The following is an 18,404-nucleotide window of genomic DNA, read 5'->3' as shown; positions in this document are numbered from 1 at the left end:
CTTACTTGGTCTCGCGGTGGGGCACATGTTCCCGGCAAGTCGTGCAGAACTTGCGCAGCTCCATACGGTCGGGGTTGTTTTTCTTGTTTTTCTCAGTGGTATAGTTGCGGCTCTTGCAGGTTGTGCAAGCCAACGTGACCACAATGCGATTTTCTTTGCCTTTAGCCATGATTTTCTCCGTTTTGTTGCCTGGCTTGCAGAGGATGCACTAGGATCTTATTCAAAAACCCAACGTCACTCTCGCGTGTCCCCGAATGGGGGTGACCAGCGCTTCGCCCCCATTCGGAGACCACCTGAAGGTGGCACGGCAAGCGCTCAGGGTTTCGGATCAGAAGCAAATCTGCTTTGTTTGCGAAAGAACATGGGCGCAACATGCATTGCTGCTGGAGCGCCCATGCGTTTACAACCAATTGATCTTATGCAAGAACCTTGGTGCAGATGCCAGCACCGACGGTACGACCGCCTTCGCGAATGGCGAACTTCACGCCCTCTTCCATCGCGACCGGCTGGATCAACTCGACCGTCATCTCAATGTTATCACCAGGCATCACCATCTCCACGCCTTCAGGCAGCTTGATCGATCCCGTCACGTCCGTGGTACGGACGTAGAACTGAGGGCGATAGCCGTTGAAGAATGGCGTATGGCGGCCACCCTCTTCTTTCGAGAGGACGTAGACCTGCGCCAGGAAGTTCTTATGCGGCTTGATCGAACCCGGCTTGGCCAGCACCTGGCCGCGCTCGATGTCCGCACGCTCAATACCACGTAGCAGACAACCAACGTTGTCGCCCGCCTGGCCCTCATCCAGCGTCTTCTGGAACATCTCCACACCCGTGACAACCACGGTGCGGGTCTCTTCCTTCATGCCGATGATCTCAATGTTCTCGCCTACCTTGACGATACCACGCTCGATACGACCCGTAGCCACGGTACCGCGACCCTTAATGCCGAAGACGTCTTCCACTGGCATCAGGAACGGCTTGTCGGTCGCGCGAGGAGGCGTGGGAATGTAGGAGTCCACCGCATCCATCAGCTCCCAGATGCACTTGGCTGCCTCGTCGTTGCGCGAGAGGTCGCCTTTGCTCTCCAGGGCTTTGAGCGCCGAACCGCGGATGATAGGAACATCGTCGCCAGGGAACTGGTACTTCGAGAGCAACTCCCGAACTTCCAGCTCGACCAGCTCAAGCAGTTCCTCGTCTTCCATCATGTCGATTTTGTTGAGGAAGACCACCATCGCGGGAACCTCAACCTGCTGCGCCAGCAGGACGTGCTCGCGCGTCTGAGGCATAGGGCCATCAGGAGCACTCACAACCAGGATCGCGCCATCCATCTGCGCGGCACCGGTGATCATGTTCTTGATGTAGTCAGCGTGACCGGGGCAGTCCACGTGAGCGTAGTGGCGCTTCTCGGTCTGGTACTCCAGGTGCGCGATTGAGATGGTGATACCACGCTCGCGCTCCTCGGGGGCCTTGTCGATCTGGTCGAAGGCCGTGTACTTAGCAAGCTGAGCGGAGGCCAGGGTATGGGTGATGGCCGCGGTCAGGGTCGTCTTGCCGTGGTCGATGTGACCAATCGTACCCACGTTAACGTGAGGTTTTGTACGCTCGAACTTCTGCTTTGCCATTTCCTAATGAGGCTCCTTTGCAATCCTCTTGCGATCAGACAGCAATGGGTGTAAACATGCAGCAGCCGCCCCCTGATATTTGATCGCATTCCTTGGAAAATATCTTCCTATTTATTCTACCAACGGGAAGGGAATGGTTGATCAATTCAGAAGACGGCAGCAAAAGCTTTTAGTACTTTCACGCGGAATCTTATAAAGATGAAAGCGCTGCGGAAGTGCCCGGAGGTTTCATCTAGAAACCACGGAGCCCGTGATGGGATTTGAACCCATGGCCTCATTCTTACCAAGAATGTGCGCTACCCCTGCGCCACACGGGCTAGACAGACCAGGAGAGGTCTGACTTGGTGGGCAGTGGAGGATTCGAACCTCCGAAGCTTTCGCAACTGATTTACAGTCAGTCCCAGTTGGCCACTTTGGTAACTGCCCAGGTGGTGTCGCTCTCTATTAGGAATTATTCCTAGAAATCACACCGTTTTGTCGCCGTCATTCTGAACCGGTCGACGTGACGTATTATAGCCGACCCTCATAGCGATGTCAAGCACTTTTTTATCAGTTCTACCAAGATTTAAAAAATTCGTTATGAGGCCGGGGTTATAAACAAAGTAGGGGAGAATACAGCCACGAAAAAAGAGAAGAGTGGGTGTGAAAGCACGCTCAGCGCTACTTGCAATAGGTCACCTCCTCCTCTTATAGCGAACGTTCTTCGATCTATGTAGGAAGAACGGGTGAGAGGAGGGACATACACGATCCGGACTATCTCTGGCTCCAAAAGGTGCCAATATATATCAGGAGAGGGAGAGAATGAGCACGAAAACGTAAGGAATTTGTAAAGTATTTCTAAGCAAATTTTAAAAAATAAGAGGCAAAAGCATTGCTTCTTGCTCAATTTGCTGGTATAATTCCCAACGTTGGAGAAAATTCTTTTATTCCTTCCGCAGTTATCCTTAGTCATCCACTAACCAGTAGTAACACAGCCGGTTAGTTCGTCGTTGGCTGGTTTCGACTGGCATTATGGCTTGGAATTATGAGGTAAAGTGCTATGGCAACGAATTGTGACTTCAGTCGTTCTTCCTTTCTCATGGAACAGTATCAAAAGGAAATGGAACTCATAGCTCTTGCCCTGCAAGAAGAGAGTCAGGACGAACGCGAGGAGCGCTTAGGTCTTGTAGCACGTTCCTGGTCCCTCACCGCCGCCTGCTTTCAGAGCCAGCTGGAGCTCAATGAAGCAGTAACGTTTGCACCCGTCGCTTTAGCCCGCCCATAGTTATCATTGTTTGTCGAGAATGTTCGTTTAGCTAGAAAAAGTACAAGTAGAATAAGCTATGCCCCATCCACCTGACCTTGCACCGGAAGAGTTGACCTATCAAACGCCTGTGCAGTTTGGCATGGTCTATTGGGTAAACTTTGGTTATCCCTCGCTGCCTCCCGGCATTGAGGAGAAGCGTATTCTCGATTGGCATCCCGCACTTGTGGTATCCGCTGAACCTTTTTGTCGTCACGCCGGGGCGATCAACGTTGTTGCCTTGACTTCATATCGTGGCAAGTTGCGCCCCTACCACCATCTTCTTCTCAAGCGTGACTATCCCCTCCTTGATACCGATAGCCTGGTGAAGACTGAGCTGATGTATCCTGTCTTGCGCAGTCTTATGGCGGACCAGTATGCCATCTGCCGTCTGCATGACGCCGATATGCGCGCCATTATGGCCAAGGTTGCCAATAGCCTGGCAATTACCTACTACTATTCGCTCCATTAACTCATACTTTCTCTTCGTTTACTCATTACTCCTAAGTATACTTTATAGCGTGACACCTCGCGCCTGCGGCGCTCGTCTGGTAGGTGGTGTGGTGCACCTGGGCAGCCTGCGGTTGCCCAGGTGCACCACACCACCTACCAGATCTCTTTACATGTCTTCTCTTGCTGACGTATACCTTATATAGAGCATAGAACAAAGCACCAAGCCGAGCCATATGAACACACTAAAGCTTGAACCGTATGGGAGCAGAGCCGATCATGTCATTATATCAGAGCCAGCTGCGTCTCTTGCCCTCTGTGGATGAATTGTTGCACACGCAAAGCGGGCAGGACCTGGTCGCACGCTATTCACATCCCCTGGCCGTCCAGGCTATTCGTGAGAGTATCACCCTGGCGCGCCAGTCCATTCTACGTGGGGAAGACTGTCCCTCAAACTCAACTTTACTTGTGCAGGCCACGCACCACCTCCAGGAGCGAGAGCTACCACACCTGCGTCCCCTGATCAATGCGACCGGCGTAATTATCAATACCAACCTTGGGCGCGCTCCGATGAGCGCCGCCTCTCTGGAGGCGGTACGCCAGGTCGCAAGTGGCTACTCCAATTTAGAATACGATCTCGCTGCGGGAGAGCGCGGCTCGCGGCATAGCCACGTCAGCCAGCTCTTGAGCGAGATTACGGGGGCCGAGGCGGCTCTGGTCACCAATAACAATGCCGCGGCTGTCCTGCTGGGACTGAGCGCCCTTGCCCAGAGCTGCGAGGTTATTATTTCTCGTGGGCAATTAGTGGAGATCGGTGGCGGCTTCCGCGTACCAGATGTAATGCGCCAGAGTGGCTGCCAACTGGTTGAGGTCGGCACGACTAATCGCACACGCATCACCGACTATGAGCGCGCCATCAGCGGCGAGACTGCCTTGCTTCTCTCAGTACATCCAAGTAATTTCTTGATCAGCGGCTTTACCGAAGCGACTCCCGAGCATGAGCTGGTCTCCCTCGCCCATGAGCATAAACTCCTGGTCATGCACGACCTTGGAAGCGGCTGCCTCTTGCCGAGCGAGCGCTATGGCCTGGCGCACGAGCCAACTCCCCAGGAGAGCATCAAAGCAGGCGTCGACCTGGTCTGTTTCTCGGGCGATAAGCTGCTAGGTGGACCGCAGGCAGGCATCCTGGTGGGGAAGGCGAGCGTCATGCAACGCCTGGCAAAGCACCCCCTGATGCGCGCCGTACGTATCGACAAGATGACCCTCGCCGCGCTGGAGGCCACACTCCAGCACTACCAGCGCGACGAGGCTGAGCGCCACATCCCCATCTGGCGCATGATCGCGGCTCGCCCAGAGCAGTTAGGGGTTCGCGTTGATCGCTGGATCGAGCAGCTCAAGGCCCAGGGCATCAACGCCCGGCGCCAGGCTGGACAGTCAACAGTCGGTGGTGGTTCGCTCCCCACCGAGACCCTACCAACCGTCCTCCTGACCCTGGAACAGCACCACTGCGCCAGGCCTCTGGAAGAGATAGCCAGCGACCTGCGCGCCCAGCGCCTGCCTGTCATAGCCCGCATCTCGCGCGATACCCTGCTCTTTGACCCGCGCACCGTCCTCGAAGAACAGGATCAAGCTCTCGTCCAGGCCATCACGCAGAACGCCTCTCCAGTTCGGTAGGGACCAGCTGCGCCCCGAATGGGAGATTTGCATCAAATGTGCAGAAAGTCTTGTGGTTAAGATATGTTCGATGGGATAAGACATTTAGCCCAATTTAGGGCATGTCTACTGAATTGCATCTCTTCTTTGGGGTACAATACAACCAGGGTATGCATAGATACATTTTAAAGTAAAGATTTACTTCCTGGTGCATTGCACGCTTTAAAGAAACGCCTTGAACTTGAGGTGCGTATAAAGCCACCTGGGAAATATAGTGCTACCACTTTATGGGGAAGGAGCCAGCATTCATGACCTGGTCAAATCGCGGGAAGGCGGCACTATGCGTCTTATTGCTCGTGGGAATAGCGGCAGTGCTGGTGATAGGGATAACACAGGTCGCAAGCGCACAGATGACGGCTGGGGCGACACAACATGCGCAGGGAAAAATTGTTAGCCTGACCGGACCTGAGAAAGATTTCCTCCTGCGTGTAAGCGATGGCCATGTGCTTCATTTTCGCTGTGGCACCGGGTGTAAGGCTTCGCTAGCTCACATACGCAGGCATATTACCGAGAAAGCCACGACCGACGTCTACTACCAGGCTCTGCCAGGACACCAGGGAGGGACGCAGCAGCTCCTGGCGCTTTATGTAGATTGAAGCCACCACCATGCAGATGGAAGGACAACACACTAATTTGAGCCACAGCGCAAGGACAGAGGTAGGAAGAGGGCAGCCAGAGATGGATCGAGCAGATATCGTGATTGTCGGCAATGGCATTGCTGGCCTGACCGCTGCGGTAGAGGCGCGAAAGCACGCGCCAGAGAAGCAGATTGTAATGATCACCGAGCAAGTCCATCCGACGATCAACACGCCCGCGCTTAAGCAATACGCGACCGGGCGCCTGACACGCGAGCAATTGCTGGCCTATCCTGTGGGGACCGAGCGCCAGGAGCATATCCGCATCGTCACCACGCGGGTAGAGGAGATTCATGCTAATAGCAAATACCTTGCCCTGGCGGATAAACGTGCCTTCGGCTACGATAAACTCCTGATCGCGACTGGTAGCGCCCCTCTCAGTCTGCCTGAGACCATGCCCGGGCGCCACTTCGATGGCGTTTTGACGCTCCACCGCTTACAGGATTATCTCGATCTGCGCAGGCGCTTGCCAGAGGTGCGCGAGGCGGTCGTTGTTGGGGGAGGAGTACACGCCATAGAGACAGTCATGGGGCTCCTCCACTGGGGCATTCGGGTCCACTGGCTCATTCGTGGCTCCACGTTTATGGGGCGCACCCTAGACCAGGAGGCCTCAGGCCTTATTTTAGAAGGCATACGGCGTGCTGGTGCCTCGGTGCATACCGAGACCGAGGCCATTGGTGTTGTGGGTCGTGTGGGAGCAGTTGTGGGAGTGATTACCAATCAGCAGCAGATGCTCCCCTGCCAGATGGTCCTTATCTGTACGGGCACAAAGCCTGCGGAGACGCTGGCCCGGCGCAGCACCATTCCGATTGAATTTCAGAATGGAATTGTTGTAGACGACATTATGCAAACCAATGTGGCGAATATCTTCGCGGCAGGCGATGTTGCCGCGCTCCCCAATCCTCAAACGGGCCAGCATGCTCCCCGGGCACAATGGTACGCGGCAGTGCTCCAGGGTCGCCTGGCAGGGGTGATGTTAGCGGGTCGCGAAGACCTGGCCAAGCAGCCGCTCGGCATCGCCTGGCATGCCACGCATGTCGGCGACCTCTCCATGCTAACCGTTGGTGACCCTCTGGCCGAAGGCAGCGGCATAGAGGTCCTTAAAGATAAGAGCCAGGGAGGTTATCGCAGGCTTGCCATCGCGGGCGAACGGCTCGTTGGCTACCTCTCGTTAGGTCAGAGCCAGCCAGATAGCCTGGCCGTCAAACGCATCATTGAGGAGGGCCATTCCGTTCAAGGCATCACACGCGCGCTTTTGAAGGGTAACTTTGATGCCCGCCAATACCTCTCCCAGATGAGTTCCCAGACGGCGCGTGGCATGCTTACTGGTAAACAGTCGGCAATCAAGGTAAAGAAGCAGGAGGCCATTAGTTTCCCTCAACCGGGGCAGAGCGGCCCATTGATTCTGCCAACACGCACAACAGGTCCCATCCGGCACGTGCAGCCCGTCGCGAAGGATAAGACGAGTGGTGAAAGAGAGACCAGCCCGCTTGCGCCACTGGCGAATGCCGAGAACTTGCGCGTGCCCGACCGGGTGCGAGCAACCAACACCGGCGAAGTGGAGTCAGTGTTCATTGCCCAGCATGGCACGCGCACTACACGACCAGGAGGCACACGCGAGGGCGAGCGCAGCCGTAATACGCCCACGCCCTCATCATCACTGGAGAATCATGGACAGAGCGAGATCGATCCCTTCCGGGGAAACCTGCCAGCCCTGACGCCTTCCCTGGTAGGCCTGCCTGAAGAGGTCAATGCCTTCAGCGGGAACCTTCCCCAGCCACGCCCATCGATGATCTGGGAAGAGGAGCTAGATGCCTTCAGCGGCAAGCTTCCTCGCCTGGAAGCCTCTAAGCCTGCGCCGAAGGATACCAGGAAGGCAACGGGAGAAAACCTTCAGCCAGGAACGAAGCAGAGCAGGCCACGCAATCTTCTCTCTTATGCACAGAGAGACAAACAGCCTGCACCGCCAGAGGCGAAACAGGTAGATACATCAACAGGCACGGCGCGTACATTCTGGTCATATGCCAAACCAGGTGATCATAAGAAGGGACGGTAACTGTTGAGCAAGCTCTTTAAGCAAGAACCCGTTTTGCTACATAAGACGGGTCCGCAGGTTATACAAGAGATTAATGCCTGCATCGGTTGCAATGAGTGCCTCCTCGCCTGTCCGGCACTGGCTGAGCCTATTACGATAGATCGCTTAAACCACGAAACGATCGCGGGAAGTATCTCACCTGCCGTTGCGCGCTTTGCCAGAACATGCTACCAGTGCGGTGCCTGCGTCTCACCCTGCCCGGTGGGGCTACATCGAGATGCGATGATGATGTGGCTCAAAGTGCGACTCATTCGCGATGATTGGGGGGGTTAAAGCTGATGCGTATACCGATGCAAGCAAGTAAGCGAGGAGAACATGGCTATCCCCTGCTATTCTGGTATGTGAGCCGCTCATGGGTAAGCAGCCTCCTATTCTCGCTCTTTATACTGGGTGGAGGTCTTGGCCTCTATCTCTGGTGGGGGCGCTTCAGCACAGATAACTCGCCGGACAGTCTCCTGGGCTATGCCTTCGCCTTTGGCGGCATAGCCTGCTTTCTGCTTGCTGGCATATGCTATAGCCTGACGCGCCGAGCGCGCCGCAAAGCCATAGGCAAGCTTAACGCAGCCCTCAACTGGCATATCGGCTTTGGCCTGATGGGGTTGGGACTCCTCATATTGCACAGCTTTGGTAATTTTAACCCTCGCTCAGGCACATATGCGCTGTATGGCATGCTCGCCCTGGTCATGTGTGGTATCGTAGGCAAAGGCCTGGATCGCCTTATTCCCCGGCTCATTGCACGCGAGGTACGCAAGGCCTTGACTGGCTCGGGCGAGGATAGAATCGAGAGAATCTCACAGAAACTACAAGCCCTGACGGAAGAGCGCGATCCCAGGCAGCAGGCTCGCAAGAGTCCGGACAACCTCAGCCTATCCGGGCTACTCTTTGGCGAGGGCCGTCCAGGAGAAAGCATGCATGGCACGCCTGTAGGGGCCATTCGCGAGCGCTCGCTTGCAGGAGTATCACTTCCTCCCTCGTGGGACCTGGCATATATCACCCTCGAAGAGACGCCACACGAGTTACAACCGCGCTCAGGCTCAACAGGGCAACAGGCTCCCAACCTTAAGAGACAGATGCGCGAGTTACAAGTTGTGCAACTGGCACTACAAAAAGAGCAGTTCTACCGCTATGTGTTGCGCTACTGGCGCGCGCTCCATATCTTCCTGGCCCTGGTCACGCTAGGCCTGACGATCTGGCATATCATCTACGCCTTGCAGATCCTCATTCCAACCTGGATGGACCACTAGCGCTAAAGTAAATAATAAGTAACGTATGATGACGGACTGGCTCTACCAGTCCGTCATCATACGTTACTTATTTTCCATAAACTAAGTGGCGAGTTGGAACGTATTATATAGAAGGGAATTGCTGGAGCTGCCCAGATGGAAAAACAGCAGGTGCGCCAAGAAGGAGAGCAAGGCATGATGCAACAACAAGGCAGTTACCGGGAGCAGGCAAAAAAGCACGCCGTACGCTTATTACGCCATCCGAAACGGCTTGAGATCCTTTTCCACTTCGTAAAAACAGGGAAGCTGGTCAAGCGCCTGATGGCGGATAGGCGCGTACCAATGTTCCGCAAGCTAGCGTTTGGGGGGACAGTGGCGCTCCTGCTTGCGCTCCTCCTCATCCCCGACGCGGAGGTCATCCTGGCGGGAACCATCCTGCCAGTCATTGGCAATATCCTGGGCGTTCCCCTGGACGCCGGGCTGGACTGGGGTGTCTTCGCCCTCTTCGCGACAAATATGCTACGCTTCTTCCCGCAAGAGTTCGTCTCAGAGCACTACGAGGATATCTTTCATAAGGGTCATCATCAGTATATTGAGAGTGACTTCTAATATGGTCCATGATATGTAGACGCGTGCTTTAGCAGCGTCGTCCCCCCAGCGAGACGGCTGTGTTTCACGTGAAACACAGCCATCGCCTTTTGTCTGCCCACTTCAGCGTCAGACTTATCGACTCGGGGGGGTTGCGCCACGCCTGGGCACAACTTTCTCAGCCCATAGCCGCGTCGGCGCATTCAGCGCCTGTGGCAAACTGTAACCGTAATCTGCGTGAGAATCGCATCACAATTCTCGCAGGCATCATCACTCATAGACGCCGTTTGCCGACAACTGGGACAGGTTCGCATATGATTTCCTTCTAAAAATCAGCGTTACCTTCTTCATCTTGGAAGAGCAAAAATAGCGACATCAATATCAGATATGATTACAAAGAGCATTACCTCAAGAGTCGCGTCCTACCTGGATAAACGCGAGGCCAGAAAAAATATCAAAAGGAGATCAGGGTGTGTGATGGGAGGTGGGAGGCTGGCAAAGTCAGCCTCCCACCTCCCATCACACACCCTGATCCAGCGAGCCACGCAGTGGCGAGAAGTCCTGTATATGTAGACGCGTGCTTTAGCAGCGTCGCTCGAGAGGAGAGGAAGAAGCTGGATTGGCAATACCGCGAAAGTAGATCAAGCTGACATACTCCACAAGCTCCTCTGGCTTTATCGCCTCGCTGAGCAGCAAACGTTTAAAAGAATACGAGGCGAGCATACTGGTAAAGGTGTGGAGCACGATGGGATTGGGAAGCGAGGGATCAAACTCGCCACTGGCTTTCCCCTCTTCGATAAGTCCCATAAGTATGGACGCGAGCTGATCAAACATTGAGCGATGATGTTCTTTGAGAATAGAGCGTAGCTCAACGGCGCCAAAGAGTGCATAGAGCAGGCGCCCCCTCTGGCCGCGCAGGCTCATAAAGACTGACTTGAGAATCGTTTCCAGGCGTGCCTGAGCCGAACCAGGAGTAGCAACAATGCTCTGCAACATCTGAATGATGCCCTGGAGCTGCTCCTCCAGAATAGCCAGAACCAGGTCCTCTTTACGAGCAAAGTGGAGGTAGAGCGTGCCTTTGGCGATACCTACACGAGCAGCGATTTCATCCATTGATAATTCATAGTAATCCTTTTCCAGCAAAACTTCTTCGGTTGCTTGGAGTATAAGTGCTTTACGCTGCTGACGCTGACGTTCTTTAAGCGAGAGCGCAGGTATAGGCTCATGCATGTGGCTCCCTCCAGTGTAGAGCAAAAATGAAGCATGAAAGCAGTACCCCTATTGTTCATGGGGGCTGATCGTACGTAATGTAGCGGTCTATACAAAGACGTACTTCAATATTACATTTCACGCCGTTGTGAAGATAAGGGCTATAGATGAGAATGCTCCCTAAATGGATGGCTAGTGCGATGGGTAGGAGAACTGGCTCACCAGGTATGGAAAACCAGTTCTCCGGTGTGCTCCTATCGAGAGATAGGGGCACGAGCTTTGGCGCTATAAGGTTAGTAGGTATGTCCCTCAGAGAAAGAGTTTCGTGAATCCAATGCGCTGTTGGCCGCCTCTTCCTGACCACCTGGAGGCAGCATCTCATGCACATGACTCAGGCGCTGCTCAATCTCACGAGCATGCTGATTGAGTACCTGGAGGTGCTCTGAAAGCTGATAGACCTGTGCCTGAAGCATATGGACTTCCTGGCGCAGAGCAAAGACCGGGAAAGAGACATTGAGATACTCACCTGACTGCGCACCCGCGAAATCAGTAGCAGGATCGGTATACGCGGCCCTGGGCGTTGGATAGGGATGCGAAGCGCTCAGATCGCCTGTCTGCGCGTCCTGGTAGACCGTAGGCGCATCCGCGACTGACGCGGTTCCTTGCTGCGGCGTTGCCGCTGGCGCTGGAGTCGCAGGCTGCTCCGCGACGGGTGCGGGAACAGGTGTAGTTGCCCCCGTCTCCTGACCGGCGCCGCGTGCCAGGAGAAAAGCTCCCACAACCGCCAGCACAGCGACGACGATCAGGCCTCCAATAATTAACATGCGAACTTCCTTTCCAGGTTATAAGTGCCTATACGGAAACCTGAGCGCGGAGCGCTAGCCACGACAGTGGCGTTGGTTTCCGCATAAGAAGGCAGGGACACCTTAGTGCAGGTGGATCTTGACCTCGGCGCTCAGGCCAGGAACCAGGTTATGGCCACCATCGGTGTCAAGGGTAACGACCACGGGAACACGCTGACCAACCTTGGTAAAGTTGCCGCTGGACACATCCGTCGAGGGCAACAGGGAGAACTGCCCCGCAGTCGCCTGAACGATGTGATCAATATGGCCGGTGAACGAATCGCCATTGTAGGCATCGACGGTGATGTCCACATCCTGACCATTTTTGATGTTGTTGAGCTGACCCTCGTCGACATAAGCCACAACATTTAGCTTGCTCAGATCAACCACCTGAGCCAGTGACGCACCTGGGGTGACGCTCTGACCGACGACTCCGCTCTCCTGCACAATTGTACCATCAATAGGGCTGGTCAGATTCACGGTTACCTTCTGACCGGTCTGAGAGAGGGTCGAGATTGTGCCAATGGTCTCTCCGGAAGTCACTTTATCGCCCTGCTTAACGCTCATGTCAACCAGTTGACCCGCCTGGGGGCTGCTGATATTGAGAATCTGCCCGTTGATCTGCGCATCATCAGTAGAGTAGAAGTAGTAGCTATTGTAGACCCAGTAACCTGCGGCGCCCGCAATAGCCAGGAGCGCAACGAAAACAAGAACGGGAACAAGAATGAGACGACGCACGTGCGTATCCTCCTTAGGAATATAAATTCTGATGAATAAATGTGCCGTTTTGTGCTAAAGAACAGTGTATGAGATTAAACGGCGAGTGAAGCCTCTTCGCGAGCTTTTTCAGCCTCAGCGCGCTCCTCCTCGCTCATTGAAGCCTCTTCTTGAGCAGACTTTTTCTTCTTCGCGCCACTGACGAAGAATGTCGCGATGATAGCTACAATCGCCAGATAGAAGCTCAAGCGGAAGGCATCCTGAATAGCAAGCATATAGGCTTGCCTTTGCAGCAATCCACCGATCGTTTTCAGCGCGTAGGCATAAGCCGCGGTTGCCGAGAGGCCCTTGCCCATCAAAGCGCCCTGGAGCATCACAATCAGCTTTCCGAGTGGAGAGGTAGCTGTGACACGCTCGGCAAGGTGCGCGTAATGGATCTTATTTTGACCCTGTACCTGGGTTGCGATGATCGCGATAGCCAGGGAGCTACCGACAAAGCGCAGCGTAGTGCTTACTGATGACGCTTGTGAGAGACGGCGTGGCTCGATATTCGCCAGGGCCGAGACCATCAAAGGCTGCATACACAGGCCAATACCGCAACTGCGCAGGATCAGCAACCACTGGAACTGACCAATAGGAATATAGACATCCAGGGACGAGTAAATCCAGAGCGCAATGCTCATAATGATCAGGCCCGGAATGACAATTGCGCGTACGCCAAATCTATCTACCAGGCGCCCACCGAGAAGCATTGTGACCATCGAGGCAAAGGCCTGTGGCAAGAGAACCAGGCCCGCGTTAAATGCGCTCAACCCTCGCAGATTCTCCAGGTAGACCGGGATCAGAAAGAGACCGCCAAAGAGTGAGAAAACCACCAGCAAACTGGCAATGCTACTGGTCGTGAAAGAGCGATCAGCGAAGACCGAAAGATCTAGCAATGGCTGCCTACCTCGGCGTGCAATACTCAGCTCAACAGCGACGAAGATCACCAGCAGGAATGCACCACCCACAAGCGAGCCAAGCACTGGTCCGGAAAGCCAGCCATCGGTACTGGCATCGGAGAGGCCATACAGCAGGAGACCCAGGCCAACCGCCGAGAGCACAAAACCAGGAATATCAAAGTGCTTATCGCGAATGATCTCTCCCTCGCGCAGGAAGAAGAAGGCCATGAGGAGACCAACGATACCAATAGGCAGGTTAATGTAGAAGATTAACTGCCAGTTGATATAGGTGACGATATAGCCGCCAATCGTGGGGCCAATCGCAGGGGCGACCAGGATCGGCACACCAAAGGCCCCCATCACCGTACCGCGCTCCTGGGGAGGAAATTCGCGATAGAGCAGGGTAATCGCCAGTGGCGTCAGGAAGGCACCGGTTGCTCCCTGGAAGATACGGAAGAGAATCAGAACGGGCAGACTCCAGGCGATACCACAAAGAGCGGAACCCAGCGTAAAGCCAATCAGTGACAGTATATAAAAGCGTTTAATACCAATACGATCAGCGAAAAAGGCCGTCAGTGGAGTGGCCACACCTTGAGCAAGTGTATAGGCAGTCAACACCCATTGCACGCTGTTCAGGTCTGTTCCAAAGGCACTTTGTAAGCGCGGAATGGCGATATTGACGATGGTACTGTCCAGGATAGACATAAAGGTACCAAAAATCACCACGCAAGCCACGATCCACTTATAAGGGAGACCTCCTTCCCGCCTTGCAGCCGGGGCAGGAACTTGCATTCGAGAACCTCCTTTGCGTTACCATTACAGTGCTTCTAGCTCGTAGATATCACCACAGATTTAATCTTGAAGCGATAGGTGCCATGCTTATAGCGCTCACAGGTCACGCATAGCACAAGGCTCTCCCGAAAGGGAACCTTGCACAATGATGGCAGGACATACGGTTATAGGGTTGTCATTCAATTGACAACGCTTAACCAGGTTGATCAGGGAAGTATCTCACACCTCAGCCGTTTGTGGATTGACCAAACAAGCTAAAACATGACCATTCGTCCCTTAGTTTGACTTAAGTTTAGAATGTTTGACTTTCTAGTCATAAACTTACCAGAACGTCATAGCATTTGTCAATAGGGATATATCGGCATTCTGAAAAATAGCCATAATTGCTTATGTGGCTTATCCAGGAGGATATGGAGATAGAGAGAGCGAGGCCTGATGTCCGGGTAAATGCCTGGACATCAGGCCTCGCTCTCTAAACAAAAACGCGGGTTCCTACCTGGTAAGGGAAAGATAGAGGTATACGACCAGGTAGAATCCGCGTTCTCTTGTGTACAAGCACGCCACAAAAAAGCGTGTGCCTGTCATAGGTGAATTTTATCGTTGTTGGTGGAGGGGCGGAACTTGTTCCCATCATTAAGGAAGACGGAGAGCTGCTCCTGGGCAGGTAGATGAATATGAATGATCATATCCAGCTTACCATCTCCATTGACATCCCTAAATTCCAGGGTGACAGGTGCCTTATCGCCTCCATCGCCAGCGATATAGATAGGCGCCACATAGCTTATCGACTTGGCGGGATCACCGGCAACCATCTCAAAGACCACCGCCTGGCGGTTCAGGTTAATGGCAACGAAATGGCTGGGATGCGTCGTCGCGTCGGTTCCATGACCAACGGTGGCATCGACTTGATAGGTACGAGGGTTCCCATAGTGCACATCGTCGGAAACTTGATGTGCCCACGTCAACGCCCAGGAACCTGTAATCCAGATGGCGAGCATAGCCAGCATACCAACACCCAGGGGCAGAAGCCAGTGAATGCGATGATGCGTAGCCGATGGACGTGAAGCGGCGTTCCTTTTCGGCTGACGTGGAGCATTCTTGGGAGGCTGGTAGGTGGTTGTGCGTGGAGCTTGACGAGGCAAATCATTGGTGGTTGCTGCCTGGCGGCGCTGCGGAACTGTCGTTGTGGGAAAACTTGCTGCCGTGGTTCGATTTACTTGAGAGGGTTGCTGGCTTAAACGTACAACGCTGGTGTGAGGGCGTGAATCCTCAAGTATATCATCCACTGCATTAAATCTTGAACCTGAAGTATATCGACCTTCGATTCGTGTATTCCGTGGACTCGAATCATTCGTCGTCGAATACTCCAAAGAACTTGAGCGTATTTTCCTCCGCGGCATTTGATGGGACTCATCACCTGGCGGCATGACTCTACCTTTCTCGCTAGGGAAAGCAAGGGCGCTTCCGATAGAGAATCAAAGCAGCTCAATGAGAACTGTCTCGCTTGCTATATTACAACCGTCAATGTGTCATTGTCAAATAAATCGTGCCAATATGCTCGATGTTTCTTTTTTTAATGTCATTTTTATGCGGCTTTACTACAAGCGGAGGGTGATAAAGGGAGCGTGAGGGTCGAAGACCCTCACGCTCCCTTTATCACCCCCCGCTTGTTAGATTTTACTGAGGCGCGCAAAGTCCATGCTGAGCTGTTTCTTGCCAACGCTCCCCTGGAACTGGACCTCCACATACTCGGTCGGCCCCTCCATCTCACTCTTTAGCACCAGCCCTTCGCCAAACTTATCGTGACGCACACGGTCGCCAGCTTTAAACTGTGGGTCCCGAGGTTTGGGGCTGGCAGGCTCACTCCGCTTGCCAGCAGGCGGCACAGGTGGACGTGTATTGGATGTATTCCCTGGGCGGGCCGAGGACGATGCACCACGGCCAGTGAGACCAGGCCCACCTGTACGCTGTGGGGAGCCATAGCTCTCGCTTCCTGTCCCTGACGAGCGACGTCCATCAGAACTGGAGCTCTCGCCTCGTCCAAAGACGCGCCCTCCCTCATCGCCATAGGGGTCCTGGTTAAACTCATCTTGCCAGGAGGGGGCACGCCGACGATTGACCTGTACGTCACTATTATGACCGGTATCAACGGACGGCTTTGAGCGGCTGCCATCCTCGGCCCCCAGGCCGGGACGACTGAGCAGATGGAGAGGGATATCGCTCAAGAAGCGCGATGGCTCAGTATACTGGGTCTCGCCCCAGAGCGAGCGCCGGCGCGCACGAACCAGGTAGAGACGCTTCATGGCACGTGTAAAGCCAACGTATGCCAGGCGGCGTTCTTCCTCTAGCTCCTCTGGTGTATTAATGGAGCGCGAATGCGGTAGTGAGCCCTCGTCCATACCCACGATAAACACCACGGGATATTCCAGACCCTTGGCGGCATGCAGAGTGATCAGCGTCACCGAGTCGTTCTGCTCCTCGTTGACAAGCGCACCATTCTCGCTCGTCTGTGCCGTGTCGGCTCCGCCTACCAGGGCCACATTCTCCAGAAACAACTCCAGCGCGACCGGCGTCTCAATCTCTGAATAATCCTCGGCCACGCGGCGCAATTCAAGGACGTTGGCCCAGCGATCAAGCTCCTCTTCGGCGTTTGCACGCAACTCAGGTCCATAGCCCGTACGTTCAGCGATGCGATCCAGCAGTTCGGGAAGCGGGAGTTCTTCAACGGCGCTTTGCAGGTCCACGATCAGCTTGCTAAAGTTCTGGAGCGAGTTGCGGGCGGCGGTTCCCAGCGTTGTATGCTTCTCAACACGCTGAACAGCCTCATACAGCGAAATCCCTTGCTGCTTGGTCCATTTCTTCAGCTCGCCAATGGTCTTCGGCCCGATCTTGCGATTAGGCACATTCACGATCCGCTCAAAGCTCAGGTCATCATGCGGATTGGCCAGCAGGCGCAGGTAAGCGATCATATCCTTAATTTCTTTGCGCTCATAGAACTTGCGGCTCCCGATGACCTTGTAGGGAATATTCATACGCAGGAACTGCTCTTCGAGGGCGCGCGACTGGGCATTGGTGCGATACATCACGGCGATATCGCCGCGCCCCCCCACATCTCCACGCGCCAGCAAGCGTATGATCTCATGCGCGGTAAACTGGCCTTCCATCTCTTCGTTAAAGGCCTCGTAGATGGTGATCTTCTCGCCCTGTCCCTGCGCGGTCCAGAGATTCTTCTGTTTGCGCAGGCGATTCTGCTGTACGATCTCCTGGGCGGCATCCAGGATGTTCTGCGTCGAGCGATAGTTCTGCTCCAGCAGGATCACCTTTGTGTGCGGGAAATCGCGCTCAAAGCGCACTACGTTCTCGGCACTGGCGCCCCGCCAGGTATAAATCATCTGGTCATCATCGCCAACAACACATACGTTTCTCAGCCCCTCTTGCCGGTCGGCGGTCCCACTGCCAAGCAAGCGAATAAGCTTATATTGTGGAAGGTTACAATCCTGGAACTCATCGACATGAATATACTGCCAATGGCGCTGATAGCGTTGTAGAATTTCTGGCTCGCGCCGCCAAAGCTGTTCGGTAAGCATCAGCAGGTCATCAAAATCGACGGAGTTGTTGGCGCGTAGCAAGCGCTGGTACACCTTATAGACGCGGGCGGCCACCTCTTCGCTATACTTGCGGGCCTGCTCCGCCATCTGGTCGGGACCAAGCATCTCGTTCTTTGCGCGCGATATCTGGCCATGGATAGCGTTTGGGCGATATAATTTCTCGTCCAGGTTCAGTTCCCTGATAGCCTGCTTCACCAGGGAAAGCTGATCGTCGGTATCCAGGATCACAAAAGATCTGTTCAGGCCCAGGGGCAGGAGCGCATCGGCCTCCATACGCAGCACACGCGCGCAAATGGCATGGAAGGTGCCAATGCTCATGTCTTTCGACGCGCTCACCCCCACCAGTTTCTCCATGCGTTCGCGCATCTCGCGCGCGGCCTTATTGGTAAAGGTCACGGCCAGGATATGCCAGGGAGAGACGTGTTCATGCTGGACCAGGTAGGCAATACGATGTGTAATGACACGCGTTTTGCCGCTACCAGGACCCGCGAGGATCAACACGGGTCCCTGTGTTGTGGTTACAGCCTGGCGCTGCGGTTCATTGAGTCCATCGAGTAAGTTTATCTGTTCCAACATCATCACGCTCCAGATCAGGCTTCAAGTCGTCAGCTATCTAGCTAGTCGGTCCATCAGTTCTATATGTTTGTGTACCCTGCGAGAGGGCCAGGAGGAAGAGAGATATGATTT

Annotated in this window: 16 protein-coding genes and 2 tRNA genes; 8 read left to right on the top strand and 10 right to left on the bottom strand. The window is 54.4% G+C overall.

Annotated elements, in window-relative coordinates; genetic code table 11:
• Position 1: 1 nt before the first annotated feature.
• The 4 genes from rpmG to KRAC_RS28735 form a co-directional block, all read right to left on the bottom strand.
• The gene (rpmG, locus tag KRAC_RS28750) at positions 2 to 172 is read right to left on the bottom strand and encodes a 50S ribosomal protein L33 (RefSeq protein ID WP_085954412.1); all 171 of its coding nucleotides are present in this window, start codon (positions 170 to 172) and stop codon (positions 2 to 4) included.
• A gap of 244 nt (positions 173 to 416) precedes the next feature.
• Entirely contained in the window at positions 417 to 1,622 is a 1,206-nt protein-coding gene (gene tuf, locus KRAC_RS28745) for an elongation factor Tu (RefSeq protein WP_007908602.1), read from the bottom strand.
• A gap of 245 nt (positions 1,623 to 1,867) precedes the next feature.
• Positions 1,868 to 1,939: transfer RNA gene (locus KRAC_RS28740), tRNA-Thr, on the bottom strand.
• A 25-nt stretch (positions 1,940 to 1,964) separates the two neighbouring features.
• Positions 1,965 to 2,048: transfer RNA gene (locus KRAC_RS28735), tRNA-Tyr, on the bottom strand.
• A 613-nt stretch (positions 2,049 to 2,661) separates the two neighbouring features.
• Between KRAC_RS28735 and KRAC_RS28730 the strand changes: the two genes are divergently transcribed.
• From KRAC_RS28730 to KRAC_RS28695, 8 genes are all read left to right on the top strand, one after another.
• On the top strand, positions 2,662 to 2,886 hold the full coding sequence (locus KRAC_RS28730; RefSeq protein WP_007913370.1) for a hypothetical protein: 225 nt from the start codon (positions 2,662 to 2,664) through the stop codon (positions 2,884 to 2,886).
• A 58-nt stretch (positions 2,887 to 2,944) separates the two neighbouring features.
• Complete coding sequence (locus KRAC_RS28725) at positions 2,945 to 3,376, top strand: type II toxin-antitoxin system PemK/MazF family toxin (protein WP_007913369.1); 432 nt, start codon at positions 2,945 to 2,947, stop codon at positions 3,374 to 3,376.
• Positions 3,377 to 3,633: 257 nt separating this feature from the next.
• Positions 3,634 to 5,028, top strand: coding sequence for an L-seryl-tRNA(Sec) selenium transferase (gene selA, locus KRAC_RS28720; RefSeq protein ID WP_007913368.1), 1,395 nt, complete (start codon positions 3,634 to 3,636; stop codon positions 5,026 to 5,028).
• A 287-nt stretch (positions 5,029 to 5,315) separates the two neighbouring features.
• The gene (locus tag KRAC_RS28715; protein ID WP_007913367.1) at positions 5,316 to 5,663 is read left to right on the top strand and encodes a hypothetical protein; all 348 of its coding nucleotides are present in this window, start codon (positions 5,316 to 5,318) and stop codon (positions 5,661 to 5,663) included.
• A gap of 82 nt (positions 5,664 to 5,745) precedes the next feature.
• Positions 5,746 to 7,758: an NAD(P)/FAD-dependent oxidoreductase gene (locus KRAC_RS28710; protein WP_007913365.1), complete on the top strand. Its 2,013-nt coding sequence runs from the start codon at positions 5,746 to 5,748 to the stop codon at positions 7,756 to 7,758.
• Between the two features lie 3 nt (positions 7,759 to 7,761).
• Positions 7,762 to 8,070 carry a 4Fe-4S dicluster domain-containing protein gene (locus KRAC_RS28705; protein WP_007913363.1) on the top strand — a complete coding sequence of 103 codons (309 nt, stop codon included), beginning with the start codon at positions 7,762 to 7,764 and terminating at the stop codon, positions 8,068 to 8,070.
• Between the two features lie 5 nt (positions 8,071 to 8,075).
• Positions 8,076 to 9,041, top strand: coding sequence for a hypothetical protein (locus KRAC_RS28700; RefSeq protein ID WP_007913362.1), 966 nt, complete (start codon positions 8,076 to 8,078; stop codon positions 9,039 to 9,041).
• A 174-nt stretch (positions 9,042 to 9,215) separates the two neighbouring features.
• Positions 9,216 to 9,629 (top strand): hypothetical protein, encoded by a 414-nt coding sequence (locus tag KRAC_RS28695; RefSeq protein ID WP_157507132.1) that lies wholly within the window; start codon positions 9,216 to 9,218, stop codon positions 9,627 to 9,629.
• A 561-nt stretch (positions 9,630 to 10,190) separates the two neighbouring features.
• Here KRAC_RS28695 and KRAC_RS28690 read toward each other — a convergent pair.
• From KRAC_RS28690 to KRAC_RS28665, 6 genes are all read right to left on the bottom strand, one after another.
• A complete protein-coding gene (locus KRAC_RS28690) occupies positions 10,191 to 10,838 on the bottom strand; it encodes a TetR/AcrR family transcriptional regulator (protein WP_007913359.1) in 648 nt (215 codons plus the stop codon).
• A 272-nt stretch (positions 10,839 to 11,110) separates the two neighbouring features.
• Positions 11,111 to 11,641: a hypothetical protein gene (locus KRAC_RS28685; protein ID WP_007913357.1), complete on the bottom strand. Its 531-nt coding sequence runs from the start codon at positions 11,639 to 11,641 to the stop codon at positions 11,111 to 11,113.
• A 102-nt stretch (positions 11,642 to 11,743) separates the two neighbouring features.
• Positions 11,744 to 12,397, bottom strand: coding sequence for a biotin/lipoyl-containing protein (locus KRAC_RS28680; RefSeq protein ID WP_007913355.1), 654 nt, complete (start codon positions 12,395 to 12,397; stop codon positions 11,744 to 11,746).
• Positions 12,398 to 12,471: 74 nt separating this feature from the next.
• A complete protein-coding gene (locus KRAC_RS28675) occupies positions 12,472 to 14,109 on the bottom strand; it encodes an MDR family MFS transporter (protein ID WP_007913353.1) in 1,638 nt (545 codons plus the stop codon).
• Between the two features lie 581 nt (positions 14,110 to 14,690).
• The gene (locus KRAC_RS62705; protein ID WP_052568638.1) at positions 14,691 to 15,395 is read right to left on the bottom strand and encodes a hypothetical protein; all 705 of its coding nucleotides are present in this window, start codon (positions 15,393 to 15,395) and stop codon (positions 14,691 to 14,693) included.
• Between the two features lie 384 nt (positions 15,396 to 15,779).
• Complete coding sequence (locus KRAC_RS28665; RefSeq protein WP_083814860.1) at positions 15,780 to 18,296, bottom strand: ATP-dependent helicase; 2,517 nt, start codon at positions 18,294 to 18,296, stop codon at positions 15,780 to 15,782.
• Between the last annotated feature and the right edge of the window lie 108 nt (positions 18,297 to 18,404).

Source organism: Ktedonobacter racemifer DSM 44963 (assembly GCF_000178855.1).
GTDB classification, from domain to species: Bacteria; Chloroflexota; Ktedonobacteria; order Ktedonobacterales; family Ktedonobacteraceae; genus Ktedonobacter; species Ktedonobacter racemifer.
This window is presented reverse-complemented; position numbering and strand designations above follow the sequence as displayed.

Bases quoted from the DNA above. Each gene is read 5' to 3' on its own strand.
- KRAC_RS28665 (WP_083814860.1), bottom strand. From the start codon at position 18,296: ATGATGTTGGAACAGATAAACTTACTCGATGGACTCAATGAACCGCAG.
- KRAC_RS28685 (WP_007913357.1), bottom strand. From the start codon at position 11,641: ATGTTAATTATTGGAGGCCTGATCGTCGTCGCTGTGCTGGCGGTTGTG.
- selA (WP_007913368.1), top strand. From the start codon at position 3,634: ATGTCATTATATCAGAGCCAGCTGCGTCTCTTGCCCTCTGTGGATGAA.
- KRAC_RS28675 (WP_007913353.1), bottom strand. From the start codon at position 14,109: ATGCAAGTTCCTGCCCCGGCTGCAAGGCGGGAAGGAGGTCTCCCTTAT.
- KRAC_RS28730 (WP_007913370.1), top strand. From the start codon at position 2,662: ATGGCAACGAATTGTGACTTCAGTCGTTCTTCCTTTCTCATGGAACAG.
- KRAC_RS28695 (WP_157507132.1), top strand. From the start codon at position 9,216: ATGATGCAACAACAAGGCAGTTACCGGGAGCAGGCAAAAAAGCACGCC.
- KRAC_RS28690 (WP_007913359.1), bottom strand. From the start codon at position 10,838: ATGCATGAGCCTATACCTGCGCTCTCGCTTAAAGAACGTCAGCGTCAG.
- KRAC_RS28710 (WP_007913365.1), top strand. From the start codon at position 5,746: ATGGATCGAGCAGATATCGTGATTGTCGGCAATGGCATTGCTGGCCTG.
- KRAC_RS28725 (WP_007913369.1), top strand. From the start codon at position 2,945: ATGCCCCATCCACCTGACCTTGCACCGGAAGAGTTGACCTATCAAACG.
- tuf (WP_007908602.1), bottom strand. From the start codon at position 1,622: ATGGCAAAGCAGAAGTTCGAGCGTACAAAACCTCACGTTAACGTGGGT.
- KRAC_RS28715 (WP_007913367.1), top strand. From the start codon at position 5,316: ATGACCTGGTCAAATCGCGGGAAGGCGGCACTATGCGTCTTATTGCTC.
- KRAC_RS28700 (WP_007913362.1), top strand. From the start codon at position 8,076: ATGCGTATACCGATGCAAGCAAGTAAGCGAGGAGAACATGGCTATCCC.